Raw genomic sequence first — 25,160 nt, forward strand, 5'->3', positions numbered from 1 at the left:
AGCCTCCCCAAGAAGTTGATCATGGGGAGGGTGAAACCTTGTTCTCGAAGAGAACGAAGCTGGCCGCCGTCGCGACAGCATGCGCGGTGGTCCTGAGTGGACAGAGCACGGCGTCGGCGGCCACGCCGTCGAACGACATGTTCATGAACGTCGTCGCGCACGAGGACGACGACCTGCTGTTCATGAACCCGGACATCAGCTCGACCCTGACCGCCGGATACGACACGCTCACGGTCTTCATGACCGCAGGCCAGCTCACCGGGGTCGGCAGCAGCCAGGAACAGAAGGCCAGGAACCGGCAGCGCGGCATCATGAACGCCTACGCCGCCATGACCGGCCTGGAGGACGGCGACCTCGACACGCAGAACGAGTGGATCGGCGACGCCTGGTCCGTCGGCGGGCGCAAGGTCGAGCGGTACGCGCTCAGCGCCCGGACCGGCGTCCAGGTCATCTTCGTCGGGCTCCGCGACGGGCTCCTCGACGACCTGTACAACGGCGCGACGCACAACACGGTCAACACCGAGGGTGGCCTGGTCGGCTACGAGCAGGCGTACACGAAGGCCGTCGCGCTGGACGTCCTGGCCGGCATCATGAACGCCTACAAGCCCAGCGTGATCCGGGCGCTCGACAACCACCCGGAAGACGCGCGCTACGCCACCGACGACCACGGTGACCACGTCGCCTCGGCGCACTTCACCGACAACGCCGACGACCGGTACACCGGGCTGCACGTCCGGGTGAACTACCGGACGTACAACATCAAGTACAGCGTCCACAACCTGACGGCCACCGAGGCGGCGAAGAAGAAGGCGATCTTCGACGCGTACGCGGGGCCCGGCGACAAGCACGACACCTTCGTGCCGGACACCAACTGGCTGCACACCATGCAGTACCGCTGGTCGCGCGGCACGGCCTGGGCCGGGCGGAACGCCGACGGCCGCCCGCAGGCCTTCGTCGTGCGCAACGGCAAGGTGGACACGCACTACGTGACGATGGACGGGCAGTGGGCCACGGCCACGCTCGCCGACCCGGGCGGCCTGATCGCACCCGGCCTGGCCGTCGGCACCAACAAGGACGGCCGGCTGGAGATCATCGCCCGGCGGCTGTCCGACGACCACCTCATCTCGCTCCCGCAGATCGCGGTGAACGGGGCGTGGCGCACCTACTGGGCCGACATGGGCAGCCCGAACGCCGGCAGCAGCACGGCATCCCAGGTCGGAACCCCCACCGTCGTGTCCAACGAGGACGGGCGCATGCAGGTCTTCGTCCAGAACGGTGGCGGCGGCGTCAGCACGATCTACCAGAACTCCCCCAACAGCGGCTGGTCGTCCTGGGTCGACCTCGGCGGCACGGCTGTCCTCGACGGGCTGTCGGCCGTGCGCGGCCCCGGCGGCCGGATCGAGGTGTTCGGCAGCACCCCGGCGAAGATCCTGCACTGGTACCAGTCGTCGCCGAACGGTGGCTTCGTCCGGAACGAGAACCTGCCGTCCGTCCGCCCGGCCAGCGCGCCGCAGGCGACCCTCAACAGCGACGGGCGCACGCAGATCGCCTACCGCGAAGAGGCCACCGGCAACATGGTGACGGCGTTCCAGACCGTGGCCGGCGGCACGTGGAGCACGAACGTGGTGGACATCGGCGGGCACGGCGGCGTCGGCCAGCCCGCATCGGTCCTGGCCAGCGGCCGGATCTTCTACTTCGAGCGCAACCGGGGTACCGGGGTCAGCATGACCAAGCAGAGCTCGGCCAACGGCGGGTTCACGAGCTGGACCGACATCAAGGGCACTGTTCTCGACTATCCGGCGGCTGTGACGGCCTACGACGGGCAGGCCTTCGTGTTCACGATCGGCACGGACGCCCGCGTGTACGCCCGCTGGCAGCAGTCTCCGGGTGCCGACGTCCCGTTCGGCCCCTGGACTCCGCTGTCCTGACCCAGGTCACGAGCGTGGATGGCATCGGGCTGCCCGGTAAGGTGGCCCGATGCCGTTCCTGACGTCTCAGCGCTACAAGCCGTTCGCCCTGGCCGGGCTGGTGGTGGCTGGCGCCGCTGGCCTGATCGAGGCCGCCCAGGAGAACTCGGCCAACGGCCTGCGCGCGTTCCTCGCCGCCGCCATCGGCTGGGCGATCATCGGCCTGGCCCTCAGCCTGCCGGGCCTGACGGTGCGGGGGCTGGTGATCGGCGGGTTCTTCGTCGGGGCGGGCATCCTGAGCTGGTCTTTCAGCGAGCAGCCAGCCGTGGTGTGGGGCCTGCTGGCCGCCGAGGGCGCGGTGTTCGCGGCGTGGACGTTCCCCTGGCTGCGTGACCTGGCGAAACTCCCGAAGCTCGGCGCGGCGTGGCTCGGCCTCGCCTACTGGATCCTCGGCACGTTCGGCGCGCTGTTCGGCCTGGCGTGGAAGGTCAGCGCCCAGCGCGTCGTGTACGGGGGCCTGTTCGTCCTCGGCGCCCTCGCGGTCCTCGCCGTGATCAGGAAGACGCGCAAGGACCCGACGCCGGCCATCGCGGCGGCGTTCCTGATCGCGCTCGGGCTGCTGCTGCTGGCCGGCTCCGGCAACGCCCTCGATGACCTGCACGCCGTCCCCGAGACGGCCTGGGGCCGGAAGATGGAACTGCGCTTCTGGGGCGGGCCAGGGTTCCTGTACCACCCGAACTCGATCGCGCTCATCTCCGTGCTCGTCGCGCTGCGGATCGCGCCAGACAAGGCTTTCGCGGCCTGGCAGCGGTACGGGGCCCTCGCGACGTCGTTCCTGATGCTCCTGCTCGTCACGTCCCGTACGGCGTGGGGCTTCGCGCTCGCTGCGGCACTGGTGCACGCGTTCTTCGAGTTCCGGAAGTCGCTGCTGCGAACCCTCGTGCCGTTCGTGCTGCTCGCCGCGCTGATGATGGGCTCCGGCGGCCCGCAGTGGCTCGTCTACAACCGGTACCCGAACGCGACCGGCGGCTCCGACCTCACCAGCGGCCGCACGGAGACCTGGAAGCAGGTCGTCCGGGACTTCAAGGCCGACTCGCTCGGCGAGAAGCTCTTCGGTAACTCCCACGACGCGCGCGGCACGGTCACCCGCAAGAACGCCGTCGAGGACCCCAACGTCAAGCCGCCCAAGCTCACCACGGACAACGCGTTCTTCGGGGCGCTCCGCCGTGGCGGCATCCTCGGCGTCCTCGCCTTCCTCGGCGGCCTGGGCCTGCTCCTCTGGCACGCCACACGCCGCCGGGCCGCCCGCTGGTTCACGATCACCGCCATCGCCGCCGTCCCGACGATCGCCACGTCCGACTGGCTCCTCGGCGGCACGGGCGGCACGCTCTGGATCCTCCTCCTCGCGGCGGAGTCCTGGCAGCAGTACGGAACGCCGGCCGAGACGGATAACTGAAACAAACGAAAGCTGCTTGCGTTTGTTTCGTTTGAGTGTGACCCTTGGGGCATGGCGATGACGCTGAAGCAGACTGCTGAAGAGCTGTCCCGGGCCGCCGCCGACCCGGACAGTACTGCCCGAGCGGCACTGGCCGGACTAGTCGGGCTCGCAGAGATCGCGCCGTCCGACGGCGCGCAGCTGGTCTTTCGCGATGGCCGGTCCGTCGAACTCCTGCCCGACATGGTGGACCTGCTTCACCACGCGGCCCGGGCGCTGACACGTGGCGAAGGCTTGTACTTCGGGGTGCTCGCCCGTGAGCTCACGACGAGTGCCGCGGCCGAAATCCTCGACGTCTCCCGCCCCACCCTGGTAGGGCTTCTCGACGACGGCAAGATCCCGTCTCGCAAAGTCGGTACACATCGGAGAGTGATGCTGAAGGACGTCCTCGACTACAAGGCGCGGCAGCACAAGGAGCGCGTGGAAGCCTACGTGGAATTCATGACCTACATGGATGACCACGGCTTCGACGAGGACTGAACGGTAGACAGTTTCTCTGCTGGGCTGCTGACCAAGCGCCGGAGGCGGTGAAAACGGTCTTTGGCCAGCAGGTCGAGTATTGGGCCAAGCGCGGCCAGCTGTCTGATGAGGACGCGGCCGATCGGGTGATCGAGGCTGTGGAGAAGGCCGGGGCTGGCCGGTTCGGGTTCCTGCTCCGGACCGACCAGCGTTTCCGGGTCTGGTCACTCGGCGGCGAGTGAGCCGGTCAGTTCACCGGGGTGAGCTGCCAGCGGGAGGTTGAGCTGCCGTTGCAGGGGGTGGCGGTGACCGTGCCGCCGATGGTGGTGGCGAGGCACTGGGTCGTCAGGTCGTTCTGGAGCATGTAGTGGCCGCTCTCGTCCACGATGGCCGTCCAGGTCTGGCCGTCGCGGTTGTCGCACTTGTGGGTGCCGATCCGGTTCTCGCCGTCGTAGCCGGTGACGCAGATGTTGCGCGTCGCGCCGGCGAGAGCCACGGAGTCGCCCTGCTCGACGAGCTGCCAGAGCTGGCGGCGGTTGCCCTGTTCGCAGGGCGTGAGGACGGTGGCCTTCTGGTCGGGCGCGTACTCGAGGCACAGCGCGCTGTCCATGTTGCGCACCGTGAACGAGTTGTCGGGGATCGCCGCAGCGGCGGGTACTGCGAAGCCGGCGGCGGAGACACCGCACACGACGGCCAGGGCACGATAGGCAAACATGCCAGCTAACGTACCATTTGCACCTTTTCGTAGATGTTCAGCAGCTGGCTGAGCACGACCTCCGGGGTGAAGGTGCGCAGGTACCGGTCGCGGGCGCGTTCCGTGAGGGCCGGAGCCTCGGCTGCCGCCTGCTGGAGGCCGGCGGCGAGGGCCTGCGGGGTGGGTTCGACGACCCAGCCGGCGTCGCCGATCAGGTACGGGATGCCGCCCATCGCGGTACCGAGGACGGGCCGGCCGACGGCGAGGGACTCGATGATCACGGTCGGGAGCGGGTCGAGCCAGGTGGACGGGACGATCAGGGCTGCCGTGGCGCGCCTCGCCTCGCGTACAGAATCCTGGTCCTGCTGGCCGAGGTACTCCACGCCCGGAGCCGAAGCGACGCGGTCACGGAGCGGGCCATCCCCGATGACCGTGAGTGTCCCGGCCGGCTGCTTGGCCCAGGCGTCGAGCAGCAGCCCGATGCCCTTCTCCTCCGTGAGCCTGCCGACGAACAGGAAGCCCTGACCAGGATCGGCAGACATGCCCGGGTCGGCGATCGAGTTGGGCTTGACCGTGATCTGGTCCTCGCGGATGCCCAGGGTCAGCAGGTGCTCGGCGATCGCCGGGGTCAGCGCGATGAACTGGTCGAGGCTCCGCCACGTGCCACGGTGCGCGGCGATCGTGCTGGCCATGACGATGCTCTGCGCCTTCGAGCCGCGGTAGCAGGAGTGCTGGATCGCCGGGTACGGGAAAGCCTTGCCCAGGCAGTCCTTGCAGATGTGCCCGTCGCGGAAGTAGAGGCCGTTCGCGCAGCTCTGCCGGTAGTTGTGGACGGTCTGCACGACCGGAACGCCGTACTTGTGCGCCGTCCGCACCACCCACGGCGACAGCAGCGGGTAGGGGTTGTGCAGGTGCAGCACGTCCGGGCGCTCGCGCTCGATCAGGGCGGCCAGCTCGCGCTGCGCCCGGGGCGCGTACAGCGGGGAGACCGGCAGCAGCACCTTCTCGCTCTTCGGCAGCGTCGGGATCTCGTCCGAGCTGCGCTGGAACGGGACGACCTCGACACCGGCCGCGGTGAGCTGGCGGATGTCGCTGTCCACGATCGTGTTCTCGCCGGACGGCTGCGCTGACGAGTACCGGTTGTGCGCGATGACGACCTTCACGCGGTTCAACGTATCAACGCACGAGTTTCGACAGGCGGCGGTCCGCCAGCGGTTTGCCTTTCGTCTGGCACGTCGGGCAGTACTGGAGGTTCGACGTCGCGAACGACACCTCGCGGATCGTGTCCCCGCACACCGGGCACGGCAGCCCGGTCCGGCCGTGGACGCGCAGCCCGGCCCGCTTCTCGGCCTTCAGCGTCGCCGCCTGCTGGCCGGTCGTCTTCTCGACGGCGTGCCGGAGGATGTCCTGCGTCGCCTCGTACAGCGCGTGCAGCTGGTCGCCGGTCAGCTTGCCAGCGATCGCGAACGGCGACAGCTTCGCCAGGTGCAGGATCTCGTCCGAGTAGGCGTTGCCGATGCCCGCGATGACTCTCTGATCGGTCAGTACCCCTTTGACCTGGGCGTTCTTCTTGATCAGTTCGGTGAAGCCCGCCTCGTCGATGGTCAGGGCATCCGGGCCGAGGGTGCGGACGAACTCGATCTCCTGCGGGTCGGAGACGACATAGAAAGCCAACCGCTTCTGTGTACCGGCCTCAGTCAGGTCGAACCCCGACCCGTCACTCAGCCGCACCCGCACAGCGATCGGCCCCCGGCCCGGCTTCAGCGGCGCCGGGCTGAGCTCCTCGCGATAGTGCAGCCAGCCGGCCCGGGACAGGTGCGTGACAGCGTGCAGCCCGCCGATCGTCATGTCGAGGTACTTGCCGACCTGGCCAGCCGTCACCAGCGGCTGCCCCTCCAGCGCCGTCACAGGCGGGGAGTAGGTCTTCAGCGCGCTCAGCGCGACGATCTCGACCCGGGTCACGGTCAGCCCGGCCGCGCGCTCCCGCAGGTACGCGGCGAGCGCCGCCACCTCCGGCAACTCGGGCACTCCCCGAGCGTATCGGTACGCTGCTCCCCATGCGTCGGGTCTGGCTGCTCGCCTTCCTCGGATATCTGCTGCTCGGCTCGGCCTGGGCGGCGGGTGTTCCCGTCAACGGCACGTACGACGAGATCCAGCACATTCCCCGGGCGTACTCCGTGGTCACCGGCCAGCTCGTCCTCGACGGGTACCACGTCGAGGCCCCGGCCAGCCTGCTGCCGCACAACGACTACCTCACCTGCCTGGATCAGAAGAGGCTCGCGGCGAGCTGCCAGACCCCGCCGCCCGCCGCCGGTACCGCCGCTGGTGACGCCACGGTCAAGGTGTACAGCGCCGCGGCACGGTACAGCCCGGTCTACTACGCGGTCGTGGGCCTGCCGCTGCTCGTCAGCCCGGATCTGGACGGCATCATCGCCGCGCGGGTCCTGTCGGCAGCGTTGTCGGCGGCGCTGCTCGCGACGGCGCTGGCGATCGCGTGGCGGCTCCGCAACAGGTACCTGGTCGGCGGCCTGCTGCTCGTCTCGACGCCGATGATGATGAACCTGGCCGGCTCGGTGAACCCGAACGGCCTGGAGATCGCGGCCGGCGTCCTGGCCTGGGTGAGCCTCCTGGCCATCGTGCGCGGCGAAGGAGCCCCGGGACGGCTGCTGCTCTGGTCGGCCGGGGTCAGCGGCGCCCTGCTGCTCACCGTCCGGCACCTGGGCCCGGTGCTGCTCGGCATCATCGTGCTCGCCTGCCTGGTCTTCGCGAAGCGCGGCCGGATCCGTGAACTCCTGAGGAACAACGGGTTCCGCTGGCTGCTCGGCGGCCTGGCCATCGCGGCACTGCTCGGTGCACTGTGGATGGTTGTCTCCTCGGTCAACACGCTGCCCGACGACACGAAACGCGCCGCGCATCTTTCGCTCTCGCAAACCGTTGAGCAGATCGTGCGGATCCGCACCCCGTTCTACCTGAACCAGGTGGTCGGCCAGTTCAGCTACGGCGAGCTGACCCTGCCGGGCTGGGCGATCCTGGGCTGGTACGCGTTCGTGGCGGCGCTGGCCATCCCGGCGTTCCTGTACGCGGGCCGCCGATACCAGCTCGCCTGGCTGGGCACCGCCGCCGCCTGCTTCGCCGTCCTCGCCGCGCTGGAGCTGTACTTCGTGCCGAAGGTCGGCTGGTACTCCCACGGCAGGTACGCGATGCCGGCCGGCCTCGGCCTGGTGATACTGGCCGCGTTCACCAAGGGACTCCCCGGTGACCTAGCTGTACGGTTCACCCGGATGGTTGCCCTTGTTACCGGATTGCTGCACATCTACGCCGTGATGGAGGTGACCCTCCGTTATCGTGAGCAGGTTACGTCGATGCCGTCACCGGCGTACGCTTTCTGCGCCGGGACAGCGGGAGTGCTGCTTCTCGGCGCGGTCGCGTGGATCGGCGTCACAGGAACGGGCGTCGCGAGGATCGGCGGAAGTTCGCAACCGACCCCGACTCGACGCGACCCGGACACACCGAATAATGTCGGCCGGTCGTCAGAAGACGAGGCGGGGGCCGTGGCACACTAGGGGAGCCGTGAGCAGCAGACTGCCGGAGGGCCTGTTGAGGTGACGACGAGCCTCCAGCGACCGGCCGGGAAAGAAGGCCGGACAGCCGGTGCAACCGGCGACAGACAGGCGGTTGGCGATGACACCGAGACCGTGCCGGTGACCAACGGCGTACCACGCTCGGCGTTCTTCCGCGGCAACCGGACCGGGACGAGCGCGACCTGGGCATGGTGGTACTCGGCCGCTCTCGTCTTCGGCGACTTCGCGGCCATCGCGCTCGCCAGCTTCGCCACGATCTCGTGGATCCCGCAGGCGGCCTCCGGTTTCGTGGTCGACCCGGAAGCTCCGACCCCGGCATGGTTCTACATCGTGGCGTACCTGTTCCTGCCGCTCGGCTGGGTGCTGGTGCTGTGGGGCCACGGAGCATACGACCGCAGGTACCTGGGTGTCGGCTCCGACGAGAGCAAGCGCGTGCTGCGCGCCTTCTGGACGGCCGTCGCGGTCGTCTCCTTCACCGTCATGAGCACGAAGACCGACGCCTCGCGTATGTCCGTGGGCGTTGTCCTGCTGCTCGGCCTGATCCTGCTGCTGATCGCCAGGGTGCTCGCCCGCCGGGTGCTGTACAGCCTGCGCGCGCGCGGCCGCTGCGTCCAGCGCGTGCTGCTGGTCGGAGCGCTGCCCGAGGCGCTTGAGGTCCACACCGTCATCAGCCGCAACGTCGAGGCTGGCATGGCCCCCGTCGGCCTGTACCTGACCGAGGGCTACGGCGCGGCGCGTGGCGTGGAGACCCCGGTCCCCGTGTACGCCAACCGCGACCTGGTCGAGCTGGTCCGGGAGCTGGGCGCCGACACGATCGCGGTGTGCGGTGCGGCAGGGGCCGACTCGGCCGACCTGCGGCGGCTCGCGTGGCAGCTCGAAGGCACCGGCATCGACCTGGTGGTCGCCCCGCAGCTCACCGACATCGCAGGCCCCCGGGTGCACATCCGCCCGGTCGAGGGCCTGCCGCTCCTCCACGTCGAGGAGCCGACCCTGTCCGGCATCGGCTGGGTCGCGAAGAACCTGATGGACCGGGTCGCCGCGGCACTCGGCCTGATCATCCTCTCCCCGGTGCTGCTCGCGATCGGCATCGCGATCAAGATCAATGACCCGAAGGGGCCGGTGATCTTCCGGCAGCGCCGCCTGGGCCTCCAGTCGCGCAACTTCAAGGTGTGGAAGTTCCGCACCATGTACGTCGACGCCGAGGCGCGGCTGGCGACCCTCGTCGACCAGAACGAGTCCGACGGCCTGCTGTTCAAGATCAAGGACGATCCCCGGGTCACCCCGATCGGCCGCTGGCTCCGCAAGACGTCCATGGACGAGCTGCCCCAGCTCGTGAACATCCTCAAGGGCGAGATGTCACTCGTCGGACCCCGGCCGCTTCCGGCGGAGGACGGCGACTTCCTCGGCGACGTCCGCCGCCGCATGCTCGTCCGCCCCGGCCTGACCGGCCTGTGGCAGGTCTCCGGCCGCTCGGACATGTCCTGGGACGACGCGGTCCGCCTGGATCTGTACTACGTGGACAACTGGTCGTTGCTGCTGGACCTGCGAACCCTGTGGAGAACCGTAGGCGTGGTAGTAGCCCGCCGCGGCGCTTACTGACCGTTTGGACCCGCTGAGCGCGACGCTGGACTGCGCATTGAGCCCGTCTAGATACAACACCGGTATCTAGACGGGCTCAATGCTTGCCAGCCCCGCGCTCAGCGGGCCACTTCGCGTTAGATCAAGATCAAGAGATGAAAGTGCAGATCAAGGGCTGTTTGGGGGTACTGGGGCCAGGGCGCTGAACTGGGCGTCGGTGAGGACCATGGCTGGAATGGTCGTCCGGTTCTCCAGGGCGGCCTTGAGGAGGCGGTGGAAGCCGTCGAGGATCACGGGGCGGCCGTGGTGCGTGACGATGTGCACCGGGTAGGCGAGGTCGGCGGCCTGTACGCGGGCCAGGTGGTGCGGGAAGGCTTCCGGTGAGCGTTGTACCTGCCGGGGCGTGACCTGGAACCGCCGGCCGTTGTCCTGCCACAGCGGCAGGTCCAGCAGGTAGTCCAGCTCGGTGAGCGGGAACTCGTGTACCGGCAGGTCCAGTGCCCAGAGCCGGTCGAGTTTCCAGCGGACGTGCTGGGGCAGGGCGTCCAGGATCACCTGTGGCGTCTGGGCGATCAGCTCGCCGAACGTCAGGTTCGGTGCGACGCGGTCCACGTCAGCCCCCGGCTGCCGTGCGCAGGGCGAGGAAGCCGGGCCGGGCCAGTTCTGCGGCCAGGGCCTCGCGCCACGGGGCCATCGGGGTGAGCCCGGCCTCGGCCCAGCGGGCGTGGCCCAGGACGCTGTACGCGGGCCGGCGGGCCGGGCGCGGGAACTTGTCCGTCGTGGTGGGCCGGATGCGGCGGCTGTCCAGGCCGGACAGTTCGAAGATGGCCCTGGCGAAGCCGTGCCAGGTCGTGGAGCCGCTCGCCGTGCCGTGGTAGATCCCGGGCTGCGCCTGGCCGGCCTGGGCCGCTCCGGCGAGCGCGGTGAGCTGCTTCGCGAGGGCTGAGGCGGAGGTGGGCTGGCCGTGCTGGTCGTCGACCACGTCGAGCGTGTCGCGGTCGGCGGCGAGCCGGAGCATGGTGGCTGCGAAGTTCGGCCCGTTGTCGCCGTAGAGCCACGCGGTGCGGACGACGTGGCCGCCGGCTGCGAGGACGGCGCGTTCGCCGATCAGCTTGCTGCGGCCGTAGGCGTTGATCGGGCTGGTTCCGGCGTCCTCGGCGTAGGGGGTGGCCGAGTCGCCGGGGAGTACGTAGTCGGTGGAGACGTGGATGAGGAGCGCGCCGGCTTTGGCAGCCGCGCCGGCCACGATGGCGGCACCCGTGCCGTTGATCAGCACTGCGGCGGCCTCGTCGGACTCCGCACCGTCCACATTGGTATACGCGGCGGCGTTGAAAACGATGTCGTGGCCGGCCACAGCGCGCCGGACAGCCTCGGCGTCGGTGATGTCGAGGGCGGAGCGGTCAGCGCCCGTCACGTCGTATCCGCTGGCCGTCAGTGTCGCCACCAGGTCGGTGCCGAGCATTCCGGCGGCCCCGGTCACCAGGCAGCTGGTCACGACATCCGGTCCTTCAGCGGCTGCCACCACGCCTGGTTACCCGCGTACCACTGGACGGTCTCGGCCAGCCCGGCGGCGAACTCGACCCGCGGCGCGTACCCGAGCTCGGTGGAGATCTTGGTGATGTCGACCGAGTACCGCCGGTCGTGCCCGAGCCGGTCGCTCACCTGCTCGACGCGGTCCCAGCCGGTGCCGGTGGCTTCGAGCAGCAGGCTGGTGAGGTCCTTGTTGGTCAGCTCGGTACCGCCGCCGATGTTGTAGACCTCGCCCGGCCGCCCGCCTGCGAGGACGAGCCCGATGCCCTGGCAGTGGTCGTCGACGTGCAGCCAGTCGCGGACGTTGCCGCCGTCGCCGTACAGCGGGACGGTCAGCCCGGCCATCAGGTTCGTGGCGAACAGCGGGATGACCTTCTCGGGGAACTGGTACGGGCCGTAGTTGTTCGAGCAGCGGGTCACCGAGACGTGCAGCTTGTGCGTGCGGTGGTAGGCGAGAGCGAGCAGGTCGGAGGACGCCTTGGACGCCGAGTACGGCGAGTTGGGGGCCAGCGGCCAGTCCTCTGTCCACGAGCCGGTCTCGATCGAGCCGTAGACCTCGTCGGTGGACACGTGCACGAAGCGCTTCACGCCGTGCTGGAGGGCCGCGTCGAGCAGGACCTGGGTGCCGACCACGTTCGTGGTCACGAAGGGCGCTGCGCCGGCGATGGACCGGTCGACGTGGGTCTCCGCCGCGAAGTGCACGATCGCGTCGTGGGTGGCGGCCAGCGGGCCGACGGCGGCCGCGTCGCAGATGTCACCGTGCACGAAGGTCAGCCGGGAATCGTCGGCCACCGGGTCGAGATTCGCCCTGTTTCCGGAATACGTCAGCTTGTCCAGCACTGTAAGGGAATCGACCTCGACACCGGCCAGCCGCCCGTTCAGCGCGGTACGCACAAAATGCGAACCAATAAAGCCGGCCCCGCCGGTAACCAGGATTCTCATGCCCATGAACAGAGGATCGTAGCCTGCTTCCGTGACTGTTCACTGACCGTCAAACTGTCAAATTTGTGAATCGCCGGACTGGCGGCATGCTGCTCTAAACTGCCCCGGTGCGCGGAATCCTGCTGGCCGGTGGCACCGGCTCCCGGCTGTGGCCGATCACGAAGGCCGTGTCCAAGCAACTGATGCCGGTCTTCGACAAGCCGATGGTCTACTACCCGCTGTCCACCCTGATCATGGCCGGGATCTCCGAGATCCTGGTGATCACCACCCCCGAGGACCAGCAGCAGTTCCAGCGGCTGCTCGGGGACGGCTCGCAGTGGGGGCTGCGGCTGGAGTACACCGTCCAGGCCAGGCCGGAGGGGATCGCCCAGGCGTTCGTCCTCGGCGAGGAGTTCATCGCCGGCGAACCGGTCGGCCTCATTCTCGGCGACAACATTTTCCACGGCGCTGGCCTCGGCCGGCGTCTGTCGGAGCACACCGATCTGCACGGCGGGCGAATTTTCGCGTACCAGGTGGCAAATCCCCAGGATTACGGCGTTGTCGAATTCGGCGCCGACGGCCGTGCGGCCGCGATCGAGGAGAAGCCGGCCAAGCCGAAGTCGCGGTATGCCGTCCCCGGTCTCTATTTCTACGACAGCCGTGTCGTGGAGATCGCGAAGAACCTGAAGCCGAGCGCCCGTGGCGAGCTGGAGATCACGGCCGTCAACGACACGTACCTGCAGGCTGGCGAGCTCCAGGTCAGCATCCTCGACCGGGGCACGGCCTGGCTCGACACCGGCACGTTCGCCTCGCTCGTCCAGGCTGCCGAGTTCGTCCGGGTGATCGAGGAGCGCCAGAGTCTCAAGATCGGCTGTGTGGAGGAGGTCGCCTGGCGGGCCGGGCTGATCGACGACGCGCAGCTCGCGGCCCTCGCCGAGCCGTTGCTGAAGAGCGGCTACGGCACCTACCTGCTCGACATCCTGGACAACGCATGAAGATCAGCCCCCTGAGCATCGGCGGCGCGTTCGCCGTCGAGCCGGTCCAGCACGCCGACCAGCGCGGCCTGTTCCTGGAGACGTACCGCCACGACCTGCTCGCCGAGGCCGCCGGCCACCCGCTCCGCCTCGCCCAGGCCAACCTTTCGGTCTCGGCGAAGGGCGTGGTCCGCGCGATCCACTTCGCTGACGTGCCGCCGGGCCAGGCCAAGTACGTCCACTGTGTCCGGGGTGCTGTGCTCGACCTGGTCGTGGATCTGCGGGTCGGGTCGCCGACGTTCGGTCAGCACGAGTTCGTCCGGCTCGACGACGTTTCCCGGCGCGCGGTGTACGTGGCGGAGGGCCTTGGCCACGGTTTCTGCGCGCTGACCGACGACGCGACCGTCTCCTACCTCTGCTCGGAGAACTACGCGCCGCAGCGCGAGCGCACGCTGCACGCCTTCGACGAGGAGCTGGGCATCGAGTGGCCGGTGGACGATCCGCAGCTCTCACCGCGTGACGCCGAGGCTCCCCGGCTGGCGGAGCTCCGCGAGGCCGGACTTCTCCCCGATTACGCCGCCTGCCAGGAGTTCTACGCGACGTTGCGCGGGTAGTTGCCTGGCTTGTCGTTAGGTTCACCATCTGCATCGTCACGTTCTGTGGGCCAGACGGGTGCCGTGGGTGGCTCATAGGGTCAGGCTTTCTGCCCCTCCCCTGGAGCCTGACCCCTCCCTGGAGCGAAGACCATGAACCCCGGCAAGACCCCCGGCAAGCAGTCCTGGCAGGCCCTCCCGGGCGGTGCCAAGGCCGCGATCATCGTGGCGGCCGCCCTGGCCGTCATCCTGTTCCTCTGCTGCGGCCTGGCGGCCTGCGGTGCGATCCTCGTCGACCCGCAGCCGAAGACCGACAACAAGGGCAACCACCAGGAGGCTCCGCAGCCTGCCCAGGTCACCACCCCTCCTCCGGTACCGGCGACCACACAGCCCGCGCCGCCGCCCCCGACCACCGCCGCACCCGTCCCCACCACGGCACCGCCCGCCCCGCCGGTACCGACGCCGGCCGCCCCGAAGACGACAGCACCCGCCCCGGTCTACTACGCGAACTGTGACGCCGTCCGCGCCGCCGGCAAGGCCCCGCTGTACCGCAACTCGCCCGGCTACCGAGCAGCCCTCGACGCCGACAACGACGGCATCGCCTGCGAGACCGACACCAACACGGGCGGCGGCGGTACCGGAGGTGGCGGAGGCGGCAGCGCGCCCGTCTACTACGCCAACTGTGACGCCGTCCGCGCGGCGGGCAAAGCCCCGCTGTACCGGGGTCAGCCCGGCTACCGTGACGCCCTCGACCGGGACAAGGACGGCATCGCTTGCGAGTAGTGACACCACTTTGACGCCAATAAAAGCCCAGCTCACAACGGGTACAACTGAATAGGCTGACGCCAACGCTTGACATGGCGCCGCATCATGACGTCATAATGATGTCGTCATGATGCGGCAGCGCCACCCGTGGCAGCGCCCAGCAGATCAAGCGAGGAGTCGTCATGCGCAAGCTGTTCTTCGGCCGTCCCCGGTCCCGCACCACCCGCCCGGTGACCAGCCGCCCCGACCGCGTGGTCGCCGTCTACGGCACGGTCGTCCGTGTGCAGTCCACGGCCTACTAGGCCCTCAGACGAGCGACTCGGGGGCGTGCAGCCGGAGCAGCATGCGGCCCACAGCCGCTGGCACCCGCCGCCGGGTCGCAAGCGACACGAGCACCATTACTGCAAATGCCATCGGTACCGTCCACGCCGCAGGCTGGGTAACCAGGACCGCTAGCCAGCCGTGGCCCGGATCGCCGAACACCGTGAAGACCACGGCACCCGCAGCGGCCCCGCCCCCGGCGATCATGCCGGCCGCAGCGCCTGCGTCGGTGAGGCCGCGCCACCAGATCCCGAGCAGCAGCAGCGGGCAGAAGGTCGCCGCAGCCACCGCGAAGGCCAGGCCGACCACTCTGGACACGTCCACCCCGTCGACGCTGAGCGCGAGCACGGCGGGCACCAGGCCAGCGATCACCGCCGACCAGCGGAAGTCCCGCACAGAGCCCCGGCCGAGCACGTCGGTCGACAGCACGCCAGCCACCGAGGTCAGGAGACCCGATGACGTGGAGAGGAAGGCAGCGAAGGCCCCTGCGGCCACCAGCGCACCGAGGGCCTGCCCGAGCGGCCCGTCCCCGAGCACCACCCCCGGCAGCACCAGCACCACGGCATCCGGTGTGGCCAGCCCCGGCGTGTAGATCCTGCCGAGCAGGCCATAGATGGTGGGGAAGAGATAGAACACCCCCACCAACCCCAAGACCCCCAATGTCGTACGCCGGGCGGCGCGCCCATCCGGATTCGTGTAGAACCGGACGAGCACGTGTGGCAGGCCCATCGTGCCGAGGAAAGTCGCGATGAGCAGCGAGTACGTGCCGAAGAGCCCCTGAGCTGGCGTGCCGCCCCCGAGCAGCCACTCCGTGCCGACCGGTGACTCCGGAGTCACCAGCGCGCCGGAGCCGCTCGACCGCCAGCGCAGCAGCAGGAACACGACGGGTACGGCGAGCGCCGTGAGCTTCAGCCAGTACTGGAAGGCCTGCACGAACGTGATCGACCGCATCCCGCCCAGCGCCACCGACCCGGTGACCACGGCGGCGACCAGCACGACGCCGGCCCAGTAGGGCGCGCCGGTGACCGTCCGCAGGGTCAGGCCGGCTCCCTGGAGCTGCGGCAGCAGGTACAGCCAGCCGATGAACACGACGAAGGCCGTCACGAGCCGCCGCAGTTTCCGCGACCCGAGCCGCAGCTCGCAGAAGTCCGGCAACGTGAAGGCACCCGACCGGCGCAACGGCCCGGCCACGAACAACAGCAACGCCAGGTACCCGGCCGCGAACCCGATCGGGTACCAGAGCACGTCCAGCCCGTAGCTGAGCACCAGCCCGGCGATGCCCAGGAACGATGCGGCCGACAGGTACTCGCCACCGATCGCGGCGGCGTTCCACCGCGGGCTGACCGAGCGCGAGGCGACGAGCAGGTCACTCGTCGTCCGGGCCACCCGCAGCCCGTAGAAGCCGATCACCAGGGTCACGAGCGTGACGAGCACGATCCCGGCCAGCGCCCAGCTCACCCGAGCACCCCCCATGATCGTGGGACCCCTGAAGTCGCTATAGCGACTTCAGGGGTCCCACACTCTGCCGTCACTTCTCCACCAGTTCTGTGAAGTCGCGTTCGTTGCGCTCGCTCATCCGCACGTACACCCAGCCGGCGGCGACCAGGAACGGATAGGGCAGCAGGCCGAGAAGCAGCCAGGGCAGGGATATCTCCCAGATCTTGACCCTGGCCAGCGCCGGAGCGGCGCTGAACAGCAGCGGCAGCGTGCCGAGCCCCAGCCCGACGATCAGCGCGAGCCGCAGGGCGAGGGCGAGCTGCGCCCGGACCAGGCCACGGATCAGCGCGTCGCCGATCTCGGTCTGCTCGGCCAGCTCCCGCCGGGCCTGGCTGACCTTGCGCGCCCGGGCCACCTCCCCGAGCACCACGCGCGTCCGCTTCGGGCGGTTGCTCAGCGGTGCCATTCTTCCCTCGCCGACCGCAGCAGCAGATCCTTGAGTTCCCGGGTGTGCCTGCGGGCCACCGGCAGCGTCCGGCCGCCGACGACCACGACATAGCCCGAGTTGGTCATCCGCAGCTCACTGATCTGGTCGAGCCGGACCAGGAAAGACCGGTGGATCCTGGCGAACCCGGCCTCGGCCCACCGCTCGGCCAGCACCGCCAGCGGGATCCGCACGAGGTGCGAGCCCTCCTCCGTGTGCAGCCGGGCATAGTCGCCCTGCGCCTCGACCCAGTGCACAGTGGACCTGGGCAGCAGCTTGATCGTGCCGGCCAGCTCGACGGGGATGACGGCCGGCTCGGGTACCGGTGCCTTCGTGCCGCGTGCCGACAGGATCCGCCGCAGCGACTCGGCCAGCCGCTCCGGCTCGACCGGCTTGCGGATGTAGTCGAGAACGCCCAGGTCGAAGGCGTCGGCTGCCCGGTCGTCGTACGCGGTCACGAACACCACGGCCGGCGGCGCCGCGAACCGGTGCAGTACCCGGGCCAGCTCCATCCCGTCCAGCCCCGGCATCCGGATGTCCAGGAAGGCCGCGTCCACGTCCGCCGAGCGCAGTACCCGCAGCGCCTCGGTCGCGTCGCTGGCCGTCGCCACGCTGCCGACCCGGGGATCGGCGCGCAGCAGGTACGCCAGCTCGTCCAGAGCCGGCAGCTCGTCGTCGACGGCGAGAATCCGCAGCGGCCTCATGACCGCGCCGCTCTCATGACCGCGCCGCTCTCATGACCGCACCGCCGGGTGGAACTTGGGAATCCGGAGCATGATCCGCGTACCCGCGCCGACGCCAGTCTCGACCACCAAGCCGTACTCCTCCCCGAACACCGCCCGCAAACGTTCGTCCACATTCGACAATCCGACGTGCTGCCCGTCGCCCGACTCTTCCTCGGTCAGCAGCTCCGGATCCATGCCCACCCCGTCGTCGTCCACGCTCAGGTGACACTCGGCTCCGGCATCCCGCGCCACGATCGTCACCGTTCCGACGCCGGGCTTGCGGGACAGCCCGTGCCGGACGGCGTTCTCCACGAGCGGCTGCAAGCACAGGAACGGCAGCGACACCGGCAGTACCTCCGGCGCGATCTGCAGCCGCACCTGCAACCGCTCACCGAACCGCGCCCTCTCGATCGTCAGATATCGATCAATGGATCGCAACTCCTCCGCCAGCGTCGTGTACTCACCATGCGACCGCAGGCTGTACCGCGTGAACTCCGCGAACTCCAGGATCAGCTCCCTGGCCCGCTGCGGGTCCGTCCGCACGAACGAGGCGATGGCCGACAGCGCGTTGTAGATGAAGTGCGGGCTGATCTGGGCCCGGAGCGCGCGCAGCTCGGCGCGCGCCAGCCTGTCCCGCGACGAGTCCAGCTCGGCGAGCGCCAGCTGCGTCGCCGCCCACCGCCCCGTCTCGATCGCCGCCTGTACCAGGCCAGGGGCCACCGGCTCGTCGGCCAGCGCGACCAGCGTCCCGACCCGCCCGGCGTCCGTCTCCAGCGGGACGAGCACCGCGCCACGGATCAGGCAGTCGAGCCGGTCGCACGGCAGGTCCCCGGCGGCCAGCACGGCCTTCGTCGCCCGGAGTACCTGCTCGGCGTGGTGCTCACCCGTGCCGTCCCACGCGAGTACCTGCTCGGTGTCCAGGAGCGCCAGGCCGCTCGCGCCGATCAGCCGCCTCAGGTGCCGGACGGACTTCGCCGCCGCAGCCTCGGTGAGCCCGGCCCGCAGCGGCTCGGCGGCCAGGCCAGCCGTCCGCAGTACCTCGTAGGTCGCCCGCTGGTGCTGGGTCGCTATGCCGCGGCGCTGGCGCAGTCTCAGCAGCGCGACCAGCCCGGCCGCGAAGGCTGCGGCCAGGGCCGCCACCGCCCAGACAGCGTTCATCGCTGCCAATATCCTCCGTCACACCAGGTAAAAAAAGCCTTGCGCGATGCCGGTGTCCCATGCAGACTTGCCTGCGACGCGCTCACGGCGAGCGCGAGTCACGCTCCGGTGTGAGCGGACGAGTCCCGGGAAGGGGGCGGAACCAATGTCAACGACTGTCATGCGGTTTGCGCTGTCCAGCCAGACCGTCCCCAGCCTCACCGTCTGAGCGCACCTACTTTTCTCTAGTACTGCCAAGGCAGTACTGCGCCCCGGTGAGGCACTCCCAAGGAGAACCTCACACATCATGCGCGACACGTACCACGTTAATTTCAGCGCCCGCTCCCGTGGCAAGAAGCGTCTCGACGAGGACGACGTCCAGTACGAGAAGTTCTTCGAGTCGCACGAGGACTGGGACATCTCCGACGACACCGACGGCCGCCCCGACGGCGACCGCTGGTCCACCTGGGACACCTCCCCGCCCACCGAGCGCGGCCCCCTGCCGTACCCGGAGTGGCTGGTCACCGACCTGGGTGCCGTCGACACCGAGATGGGCATCCTGAAGACCGGCAAGGAAGGCGACGTCTTCCTGGTCCGGCGCTGGGTACCCGACACGGACAGGAGCGTCGTGATGGCGGCCAAGCGCTATCGCAGCTCCGACCACAAGATGTTCACCCGCGACACCGGGTACACCGAGGGCCGCAGGGTGAAGGAGTCCCGCACGATGCGGGCCATCCAGAACAAGACGTCGTTCGGCAAGGAAGTTCTGGCCGGACAGTGGGCGATCGCCGAGTTCAACGCGCTGAAGACCTGCTACCAGTGGGGCCTTCCCGTGCCGTACCCGGTCCAGATCACCGGCACCGAGATCCTGATGGAGTTCATCGGGGAACCGGACGGCACCGGCGCGCCACGCCTGGCCAACGCCCGGCTCGAGGGCGACGATCTCACCGACGTGTGGGAGCAGCTCGTCGAGGCGTTGGTGACGCTGGCCCAGAAGGGGTACGCGCACGGCGACCTCTCGCCGTACAACACCCTCGTCAAGGACGGGCAGCTCTACATCATCGACCTGCCGCAGATCGTCGACGTGGTGGCCAACCCGCGCGGCGGGGAGTTCCTGGAGCGCGACGCGAAGAACGTCGGCACCTGGTTCACCCAGAAGGGCCTGCGGAACGCGAGCGTCGCCCCGGAGGACCTGGGCGCGCTGCTCCGCAGGGAAGCCGGCCGTTGAGAGTACGCACGAAGCCGATCCTGGGCCGACGGGTCCGGGATCGGCTTTTGCATGTGCGTACCGTGACTGTCGCGCCGAGTCGGCGACAGGACACCCCGATCCGGATGACCTGCCGGTAGCATCTCCCCCGGCGCAGCCCATGACCTGCGTCAATAGCCTTGGGGGGAACATTGCGCTTCGAGATCAGCAAGGTACTGGACGCGATCGAGCACCGGCTCAGCATGGATCCGGTCCTGGCCGGCGCGATCCTGGACATCGGGGAACTCCTCCGTGCCCAGGAGCTCGACGGCGGCCGCCCGCTGTACCTGCCGCGCGTCGGCACGGTGATCGACGCCCTGGCGGTGAAGCTCGACGACGCGGCCGTACCGGTCTACGCGGTCGCCGAGCGCGGACTGCTGTCCAGCCTCGAACTCACCTCCAACGAGAAGATGGTGCTCCGCCGCTGGGCAGACGACGGGCTCATCGAGGTCCTGTCCGACGTCGAACCGGGCCGCCGCCTCATCGAGCTGCACGCGATCACGGGCCTCCCGGTCGTCAGCCGGAACCCGCTGCCCGTCGCGATGGCCTACGCGCCAGTACCGGGCATCGGCGGTGTCGCGCTCATCGACCGGCAGGGCGCCGCGCCTGTCCGCGCCGACCGCCCCGGAGTCGTCCCGCCCCAGGCGGTGCTCGCCCGGCGGTGGCGCTGCCCGGAGGGTGAGCCCGTACCGGTGCCGCTGCTGCTCACCACCGGCCATCCGACCTGCCCCCGGCACGGCCAGCCCCTCGGCGACGACGGGGCCCGGCCGCAGGCGATGGCGGTGACGGTGTGGGTGAAGGGTGCGGCGAAGACCAGGTTCCCCGTCGATCCGCTGCGGCCCGTGGTGGTCGGGCGGGCGCCGGCCCAGGGCGTGATGCTCGGGCCGTGGCTGGACGAGGAAGCGCTCCAGTGGGTCAGCCGGGCGCACGTCGAGCTGTCGGCCGGGCCGGACGGGCTCGTGGTGCGTGACCTGAGCACGAACGGCACCGTCGTACAGAAGAGCAACGGGCAGAAAGCCGAACTGAGCAGGGACCAGACAGCGGTCGTCGGCGAGCAGGACGTCGTGGAACTCCACCAGGGCGTCGAGCTGGCCAGGGCCGGGCGGCGTCCGGCGAAGGCCGCCCCGGCATCCTCCGGCATCATGGCGGAGGCGCCGACCATCGCTCTCCGCCTTCCACGCCCCTGACGATCCTCCCGCTGAGGGATGGTCCGCTGGTTCCCGAGGATGACGAAGCGGCCGGTCAGGCCCCGTACGCTGGGCCCATGATCGAGAATGCCTTCGAGCTACGGGGCTTGGTGAAGAAGTTCGGAGACAAGACAGCCGTGGCCGGCGTGGACCTCGCCGTCCCGGCCGGCTCCTTCTTCGGGTTGCTCGGCCCGAACGGAGCCGGCAAGACCACGTCGCTGTCGATGGCCGTCGGCCTGCTCCGGCCGGACGCCGGCACCGCGTACGTGCTCGGGCACGACGTGTGGCAGGACCCGACGGCCGCCAAGAAGCTCCTGGGCGTCCTGCCCGACGCCGTCCGGATGTTCGACCGGCTCACCGGGCTGGAGCTGCTGACATACACCGGCCTGCTGCGCGGCATGCCGAACGACGAGATTTCCGCCCGGGCGACCGAGCTGCTCGCCGTGCTCGGCCTGTCCGACGCGCGCGGCACGCTCGTCGTCGACTACTCGGCCGGCATGAAGAAGAAGATCGGCCTGGCCTGCGCGCTGCTGCACGCCCCGAAGCTGCTGGTGCTCGACGAGCCCTTCGAGGCGGTTGACCCGGTGTCGGCTGCGACGATCCGGGACATTCTCAACAAGTACGTCCGCTCCGGCGGCACGGTCATCTTCTCCTCGCACGTCATGGAGGTCGTGGAGCGGCTGTGCAGTCACGTCGCGATCCTCGCCGACGGCGTGATCAAGGTGGTCGGCACGCTGGACGAGGTCCGGGGCGGCCGCCCGCTCGAGGAGATCTTCGTCGAGCAGGCCGGCGGCCGGACAGCCCTCGGTGAAGAACTGGCGTGGCTGGCATGATCCGCGTTTTCCTCGGCCTGAAGCTGCGCATCCTGCGCAACGGCTTCAAGGGCAAGACCGGCCGGGTCGTCGCGTTCGTGTTCAGCGCGATCATGGGCCTGCTGCTCGCGGCGGCCGGCTTCGCGATGTTCGCGGCGACCAGCCAGCTCTCGCACGGCGTGGGCAAGGGCGTCGTCGCGATGCTCGGCACGTTCATCGTCATCGGCTGGATCGTCATGCCCGTCGCGATGTTCGGCGTGGACGAGACCGTTGACCCGGCCAGGTTCGCGCTGCTCCCGATCCCCAAGCGCTCGCTGCTGTCCGGCCTGCTGGCTGCGGCTTTCCTGGGTGTACCCGCCATCGCGACCTTCCTCGCCACGGCGGGCCTGATCCTGGCGGGCGCCCTGGTCGACGGGGTCGTCGGCGCGCTCACCGCCGCGATCGGCGTCGTGCTCGGCACCCTGCTCTGCGTGGTCGGCAGCCGGGCCGTGACCAGTGGGTTCGCCGCAGCGCTCCGGTCGCGCCGTTCCCGTGACCTGGCCCTGATCGGCGTCACCCTGCTGTTCACCATGATCGGCCCGATGATCTCGCTTGGCAGCAACTCGATGGCCGCTGGCAACGTCGAGGCGGTACGAGAGGCGCTGCGCGCGGCCGGCTGGTCGCCGCTGGCGGCCCCGTACACGGCCTTCTACGACTTCGCCGACGGCCGCCCGCTGCTGGGCGTCCTGAAGCTGGCCGGCTCGCTCGTCGTGCTGGTACTCATGCTGGTCTGGTGGGACCGGTCGATCGAGTCCGCCATGATCGGAGCTGTCGGCGGGGTGCAGGCAGGCAAGCAGGACAACGGCAAGGTGCTCGCCGTCCTCGGCCGGACCCCGAAGACCGTGTACGGCGCGATCGTCGCCGCCGACATGCGCGGCTGGTGGCGTGACCCCCGCCGTCGTGCGACCCTGCTGTCGATGGTGGCGGCGAGCGCCGCGATGCCCATCGCGCTCGGCGTCGGCCCGGCCAAGTCCCCGATCGCGTTCGGCGCGACCTGGGTCGGCGTGTTCCTCGCCCTGTCGGCCGGCAACCAGTTCGGCTTCGGCGGCGCGTCCTACTCCCAGCACATCTTCGCCGGCGTACCCGGCCGGACCGAGCTGCGCGGCCGGGCCGCAGGGCTCGCCCTGATCGCGGTCCCTGCGCTGACCGTGATCGTCCCGGCGCTCGGCGCGCTCACCGGGCAGTACGGCAACATCGCCGGCGCGCTCGGCACGGCATACGCCTCGTTCGGCGTCGCGGCCGGCATGATGTCCATCCTCTCGGTGTACGCCGCCTACGCCCTGCCCGAGTCGAGCAACCCGTTCGCGATGAACAGCGGTGGCGGGTGCATGAAGGGCCTGGTCAACATCGCGGCGATGCTCGCGACCCTGGTACTCGCCGCCCCGATGGCCCTCCTCGCCTGGTGGGCTGGCAGCTCGGCCTGGTCGGTCGTGGTGATCCCGGTCAGCGTCGCGTACGGCGTGGGCGCCGTCCTCATCGGCACCCTCATCGGCGGCGACGCCCTCAACCGCCGCGCCCCGGAACTCCTCGCAGCCGTGACGCCGTCACGGTAGTAACCCCGCAGCACCCGAGGCCGGCCACGCGACAGCGCGGCCGGCCTCAGTTGGTTGTGCGCACGCCTGGCATGGAGAATCCACAATTTTTTCACAGTGGACGGGCCAGGCCCCGGCCATCCTGATCAGCTCACGAAAGGAGTGGCTGATGAGGGATGGGCAGGATAATGGGCGGATGGGGATTCATCCTGAGCATCCGTTCGCCACGCCCGAGCCGGAGCGCGGGCCCGTACGGCGGCTTCGCGGGCGGCTGGCCTCGACCGTCACGCTGTGGACGGCCGGGGCCGAGCCGGGGCGGGCCGGGCTGCCGGTCGCTTCGACGCTGATCGCCGACGGCGAGCCGGGCCGGGTGCTGGGCCTGCTCGACCCGGAGTCGGAGGTGTTCGACGCGCTGACCGCCAGCGGTACGTTCGCCGTGATGGTGCTCGACGGCAGCCAGCAACGGATCTCCGATGAGTTCGCCGGTCTCGTACCCGTCCCCGGCGGCGCCTTCCGTAACCACGGCTGGACCGAGACCGAGTGGGGCCCGGTTCTCGTCGGCGCCACGACCTGGGCCGGGTGCACCGTGGAGAACACCCGGCCGTGCGGCTACGGCGAGCTGGTCGAGGGCGTCATCCGCTACGTCGAACTGGGCGAGGCCGAACCGCTGGTGTACCACCGGGGCCGGTACCGCACTCTCGGCTGATCACTTCTTCACGAGGTCCTTGAGGTCTTCTACTGCCTTCTTGGCCGCGTCCTTGGCGCCGTCGGCTGTCTTCTTGGTGACCAGGTCGGTGACCCAGGCCTCGTTGAAGCCGCCGAGGAAGCCGAGGGCCCCCCAGTAGAACCAGACGGCGAGCGGGGCGTCCGGGACCTTGAAGATGTTGACCAGCTCGCCCTTGACCAGGAACAGGATCGCGCCTGCGAAGAACCAGCCGAGCATGATCCGGATGGCGGCAGCCCGGATGCCGGACGCCTGGTGGTTCTCGACCTCCTGCTTGCGGAGCCGGATCAGTGAGCTGAGCGTCGCGCCGCCGGCCCCGCCGCCGATCGCGACCAGCGCGTGCTCGACAAGGATCTTGTTGTTGCCGCGCAGGCCGTCGGCGAACAGCTCGAAGCAGGCGGCGATCAGGAGGTACAGGATCGCGAGCAGCAGGAGGCTGGCGAAGACGCCGAAGATCGTGCCCTTGAAGTACTCGCGCTGGACGCGGCGCTGCGCGAGGGCCTTCAGCTCGGCCCCGACCTCGGCGGCCCGGGTGCTGAGGAACGCCTCGACCGGGTCCGGTGCGCCGACGCGCGGCTCGGGGAGCGTCAGCGCCGTGCGGACACCCTCCTCGATGCGCTCGCGGATGAGGCGCCAGTCGTCGGGTACGAGATAGCGCTGTCCTTCCAGATACTGACCCTTGAGGAGCGCGAGCGGGACGAGCGCCCTGGCGGAGAACGAGCCGTCGAAGGGGCCGAGCACGCTGTCGAGCGGGACGACGGGGCGACCCTCGATCCGGCGGGTCTGGACGTAGAGCCAGCGTTCGCCGAGCCGGCGCCGGATGCGGTGCTGCTCCACTGTGGCCGGTGGCGGCGCTGGTGGCGGGGCGGTCTGCTGATCGGTGGACATCGCGACCTCCTGAGGGGCTGGGCCGGATCGAGCCAGATCATTATCGGCCGGTCCACTGTGTCCGGCCAAGCCGGCGAACGGACGTCCGGTGGCCGTTCGGCGCACCGGGGGCGCCGTTCGCCGGTCGCGGG

24 protein-coding genes and 1 pseudogene are annotated in these 25,160 nt (G+C 69.6%); 14 read left to right on the forward strand and 11 right to left on the reverse strand.

Annotated elements, in window-relative coordinates:
* Positions 1-38 precede the first annotated feature (38 nt).
* From A3G1_RS0108745 to A3G1_RS40425, 4 genes are read left to right on the forward strand one after another with little or no spacing between them, the layout of a single operon-like run.
* On the forward strand, positions 39-1,928 hold the full coding sequence (locus tag A3G1_RS0108745; RefSeq protein WP_018349098.1) for a DUF8189 domain-containing protein: 1,890 nt from the start codon (positions 39-41) through the stop codon (positions 1,926-1,928).
* A gap of 49 nt (positions 1,929-1,977) precedes the next feature.
* Complete coding sequence (locus A3G1_RS0108750; protein WP_018349099.1) at positions 1,978-3,363, forward strand: hypothetical protein; 1,386 nt, start codon at positions 1,978-1,980, stop codon at positions 3,361-3,363.
* A 51-nt stretch (positions 3,364-3,414) separates the two neighbouring features.
* Positions 3,415-3,882: a helix-turn-helix domain-containing protein gene (locus A3G1_RS33930; protein WP_018349100.1), complete on the forward strand. Its 468-nt coding sequence runs from the start codon at positions 3,415-3,417 to the stop codon at positions 3,880-3,882.
* Between the two features lie 47 nt (positions 3,883-3,929).
* The gene (locus tag A3G1_RS40425) at positions 3,930-4,103 is read left to right on the forward strand and encodes a hypothetical protein (protein WP_018349101.1); all 174 of its coding nucleotides are present in this window, start codon (positions 3,930-3,932) and stop codon (positions 4,101-4,103) included.
* Positions 4,104-4,108: 5 nt separating this feature from the next.
* On the opposite strand, the gene A3G1_RS0108765 is transcribed toward A3G1_RS40425, so the two are convergent.
* Genes A3G1_RS0108765 through A3G1_RS0108775 form a run of 3 tightly spaced genes read right to left on the reverse strand, consistent with a single transcriptional unit; the run spans position 4,109 to position 6,583 of the window.
* The gene (locus tag A3G1_RS0108765; protein WP_018349102.1) at positions 4,109-4,576 is read right to left on the reverse strand and encodes an RICIN domain-containing protein; all 468 of its coding nucleotides are present in this window, start codon (positions 4,574-4,576) and stop codon (positions 4,109-4,111) included.
* A 5-nt stretch (positions 4,577-4,581) separates the two neighbouring features.
* Complete coding sequence (locus tag A3G1_RS0108770) at positions 4,582-5,718, reverse strand: glycosyltransferase (protein ID WP_018349103.1); 1,137 nt, start codon at positions 5,716-5,718, stop codon at positions 4,582-4,584.
* Positions 5,719-5,731: 13 nt separating this feature from the next.
* Positions 5,732-6,583, reverse strand: coding sequence for a DNA-formamidopyrimidine glycosylase family protein (locus A3G1_RS0108775; protein WP_026211945.1), 852 nt, complete (start codon positions 6,581-6,583; stop codon positions 5,732-5,734).
* A 29-nt stretch (positions 6,584-6,612) separates the two neighbouring features.
* Here A3G1_RS0108775 and A3G1_RS0108780 point away from each other — a divergent pair, with 29 nt between their 5' ends.
* A complete protein-coding gene (locus tag A3G1_RS0108780; RefSeq protein WP_018349105.1) occupies positions 6,613-8,118 on the forward strand; it encodes a DUF2142 domain-containing protein in 1,506 nt (501 codons plus the stop codon).
* A 132-nt stretch (positions 8,119-8,250) separates the two neighbouring features.
* On the forward strand, positions 8,251-9,735 hold the full coding sequence (locus A3G1_RS0108785) for a sugar transferase (protein WP_018349106.1): 1,485 nt from the start codon (positions 8,251-8,253) through the stop codon (positions 9,733-9,735).
* A gap of 147 nt (positions 9,736-9,882) precedes the next feature.
* On the opposite strand, the gene A3G1_RS33935 is transcribed toward A3G1_RS0108785, so the two are convergent.
* Genes A3G1_RS33935 through rfbB form a run of 3 tightly spaced genes read right to left on the reverse strand, consistent with a single transcriptional unit; the run spans position 9,883 to position 12,186 of the window.
* On the reverse strand, positions 9,883-10,326 hold the full coding sequence (locus A3G1_RS33935) for a hypothetical protein (protein ID WP_018349107.1): 444 nt from the start codon (positions 10,324-10,326) through the stop codon (positions 9,883-9,885).
* A gap of 1 nt (position 10,327) precedes the next feature.
* Positions 10,328-11,209 carry a dTDP-4-dehydrorhamnose reductase gene (gene rfbD, locus A3G1_RS0108795; protein ID WP_018349108.1) on the reverse strand — a complete coding sequence of 294 codons (882 nt, stop codon included), beginning with the start codon at positions 11,207-11,209 and terminating at the stop codon, positions 10,328-10,330.
* A complete protein-coding gene (gene rfbB / locus A3G1_RS0108800) occupies positions 11,206-12,186 on the reverse strand; it encodes a dTDP-glucose 4,6-dehydratase (protein ID WP_026211947.1) in 981 nt (326 codons plus the stop codon). The genes rfbD and rfbB overlap by 4 nt, the downstream gene beginning before the upstream one ends.
* 107 nt (positions 12,187-12,293) lie before the next feature.
* On the opposite strand from rfbB, the gene rfbA reads away from it, so the two are divergent.
* From rfbA to A3G1_RS41355, 3 genes are all read left to right on the forward strand, one after another.
* Complete coding sequence (rfbA, locus tag A3G1_RS0108805; protein WP_018349110.1) at positions 12,294-13,160, forward strand: glucose-1-phosphate thymidylyltransferase RfbA; 867 nt, start codon at positions 12,294-12,296, stop codon at positions 13,158-13,160.
* Positions 13,157-13,753, forward strand: a complete 597-nt coding sequence (locus tag A3G1_RS0108810) for a dTDP-4-dehydrorhamnose 3,5-epimerase family protein (RefSeq protein ID WP_018349111.1) — start codon at positions 13,157-13,159, stop codon at positions 13,751-13,753. Before rfbA ends, A3G1_RS0108810 begins: the two co-directional genes overlap by 4 nt.
* Before the next feature lie 132 nt (positions 13,754-13,885).
* Positions 13,886-14,515: an excalibur calcium-binding domain-containing protein gene (locus tag A3G1_RS41355; RefSeq protein ID WP_018349112.1), complete on the forward strand. Its 630-nt coding sequence runs from the start codon at positions 13,886-13,888 to the stop codon at positions 14,513-14,515.
* 288 nt (positions 14,516-14,803) lie between these two features.
* Here the strand turns inward: A3G1_RS41355 and A3G1_RS0108825 are convergent, their stop codons facing one another.
* The 4 genes from A3G1_RS0108825 to A3G1_RS0108840 are packed head-to-tail and all read right to left on the reverse strand — an operon-like array spanning position 14,804 to position 18,622.
* Positions 14,804-16,291: a sodium/solute symporter gene (locus A3G1_RS0108825; RefSeq protein WP_040477887.1), complete on the reverse strand. Its 1,488-nt coding sequence runs from the start codon at positions 16,289-16,291 to the stop codon at positions 14,804-14,806.
* A gap of 55 nt (positions 16,292-16,346) precedes the next feature.
* Positions 16,347-16,721, reverse strand: a complete 375-nt coding sequence (locus A3G1_RS0108830) for a hypothetical protein (protein ID WP_018349115.1) — start codon at positions 16,719-16,721, stop codon at positions 16,347-16,349.
* Positions 16,709-17,443: a LytR/AlgR family response regulator transcription factor gene (locus A3G1_RS0108835; protein ID WP_018349116.1), complete on the reverse strand. Its 735-nt coding sequence runs from the start codon at positions 17,441-17,443 to the stop codon at positions 16,709-16,711. The genes A3G1_RS0108830 and A3G1_RS0108835 overlap by 13 nt, the downstream gene beginning before the upstream one ends.
* Positions 17,444-17,473: 30 nt before the next feature.
* Positions 17,474-18,622, reverse strand: a complete 1,149-nt coding sequence (locus A3G1_RS0108840) for a sensor histidine kinase (protein ID WP_018349117.1) — start codon at positions 18,620-18,622, stop codon at positions 17,474-17,476.
* Positions 18,623-18,908: 286 nt separating this feature from the next.
* Between A3G1_RS0108840 and A3G1_RS0108845 the strand changes: the two genes are divergently transcribed.
* The 5 genes and pseudogenes from A3G1_RS0108845 to A3G1_RS0108865 all read left to right on the forward strand — a co-directional run bounded on the left by A3G1_RS0108845 (position 18,909) and on the right by A3G1_RS0108865 (position 24,123).
* Positions 18,909-19,829: a serine protein kinase RIO gene (locus tag A3G1_RS0108845; RefSeq protein WP_018349118.1), complete on the forward strand. Its 921-nt coding sequence runs from the start codon at positions 18,909-18,911 to the stop codon at positions 19,827-19,829.
* Between the two features lie 170 nt (positions 19,830-19,999).
* Positions 20,000-20,371 (forward strand): annotated as a pseudogene (locus tag A3G1_RS42300) (FHA domain-containing protein); the annotation flags it as partial.
* A gap of 740 nt (positions 20,372-21,111) precedes the next feature.
* Entirely contained in the window at positions 21,112-21,867 is a 756-nt protein-coding gene (locus A3G1_RS0108855; protein WP_018349120.1) for an ABC transporter ATP-binding protein, read from the forward strand.
* Complete coding sequence (locus A3G1_RS0108860) at positions 21,864-23,438, forward strand: hypothetical protein (protein WP_040477944.1); 1,575 nt, start codon at positions 21,864-21,866, stop codon at positions 23,436-23,438. The genes A3G1_RS0108855 and A3G1_RS0108860 overlap by 4 nt, the downstream gene beginning before the upstream one ends.
* A 175-nt stretch (positions 23,439-23,613) precedes the next feature.
* Positions 23,614-24,123, forward strand: a complete 510-nt coding sequence (locus A3G1_RS0108865; protein ID WP_018349122.1) for a flavin reductase family protein — start codon at positions 23,614-23,616, stop codon at positions 24,121-24,123.
* On the opposite strand, the gene A3G1_RS0108870 is transcribed toward A3G1_RS0108865, so the two are convergent.
* Positions 24,124-25,029: a hypothetical protein gene (locus A3G1_RS0108870; RefSeq protein ID WP_018349123.1), complete on the reverse strand. Its 906-nt coding sequence runs from the start codon at positions 25,027-25,029 to the stop codon at positions 24,124-24,126.
* Between the last annotated feature and the right edge of the window lie 131 nt (positions 25,030-25,160).

The organism is Longispora albida DSM 44784 (assembly GCF_000379825.1).
In the GTDB taxonomy this organism is placed as follows: domain Bacteria; phylum Actinomycetota; class Actinomycetes; order Mycobacteriales; family Micromonosporaceae; genus Longispora; species Longispora albida.

Bases quoted from the DNA above. Each gene is read 5' to 3' on its own strand.
- A3G1_RS0108865 (WP_018349122.1), top strand. From the start codon at position 23,614: ATGGGGATTCATCCTGAGCATCCGTTCGCCACGCCCGAGCCGGAGCGC.
- A3G1_RS0108840 (WP_018349117.1), bottom strand. From the start codon at position 18,622: ATGAACGCTGTCTGGGCGGTGGCGGCCCTGGCCGCAGCCTTCGCGGCC.
- A3G1_RS0108830 (WP_018349115.1), bottom strand. From the start codon at position 16,721: ATGGCACCGCTGAGCAACCGCCCGAAGCGGACGCGCGTGGTGCTCGGG.
- A3G1_RS33930 (WP_018349100.1), top strand. From the start codon at position 3,415: ATGGCGATGACGCTGAAGCAGACTGCTGAAGAGCTGTCCCGGGCCGCC.
- A3G1_RS0108825 (WP_040477887.1), bottom strand. From the start codon at position 16,291: ATGGGGGGTGCTCGGGTGAGCTGGGCGCTGGCCGGGATCGTGCTCGTC.
- A3G1_RS0108780 (WP_018349105.1), top strand. From the start codon at position 6,613: ATGCGTCGGGTCTGGCTGCTCGCCTTCCTCGGATATCTGCTGCTCGGC.
- A3G1_RS0108855 (WP_018349120.1), top strand. From the start codon at position 21,112: ATGATCGAGAATGCCTTCGAGCTACGGGGCTTGGTGAAGAAGTTCGGA.
- A3G1_RS0108765 (WP_018349102.1), bottom strand. From the start codon at position 4,576: ATGTTTGCCTATCGTGCCCTGGCCGTCGTGTGCGGTGTCTCCGCCGCC.
- A3G1_RS0108750 (WP_018349099.1), top strand. From the start codon at position 1,978: ATGCCGTTCCTGACGTCTCAGCGCTACAAGCCGTTCGCCCTGGCCGGG.
- A3G1_RS41355 (WP_018349112.1), top strand. From the start codon at position 13,886: ATGAACCCCGGCAAGACCCCCGGCAAGCAGTCCTGGCAGGCCCTCCCG.
- A3G1_RS0108810 (WP_018349111.1), top strand. From the start codon at position 13,157: ATGAAGATCAGCCCCCTGAGCATCGGCGGCGCGTTCGCCGTCGAGCCG.
- A3G1_RS0108870 (WP_018349123.1), bottom strand. From the start codon at position 25,029: ATGTCCACCGATCAGCAGACCGCCCCGCCACCAGCGCCGCCACCGGCC.
- rfbB (WP_026211947.1), bottom strand. From the start codon at position 12,186: ATGAGAATCCTGGTTACCGGCGGGGCCGGCTTTATTGGTTCGCATTTT.
- A3G1_RS0108845 (WP_018349118.1), top strand. From the start codon at position 18,909: ATGCGCGACACGTACCACGTTAATTTCAGCGCCCGCTCCCGTGGCAAG.
- A3G1_RS0108860 (WP_040477944.1), top strand. From the start codon at position 21,864: ATGATCCGCGTTTTCCTCGGCCTGAAGCTGCGCATCCTGCGCAACGGC.
- A3G1_RS0108835 (WP_018349116.1), bottom strand. From the start codon at position 17,443: ATGAGGCCGCTGCGGATTCTCGCCGTCGACGACGAGCTGCCGGCTCTG.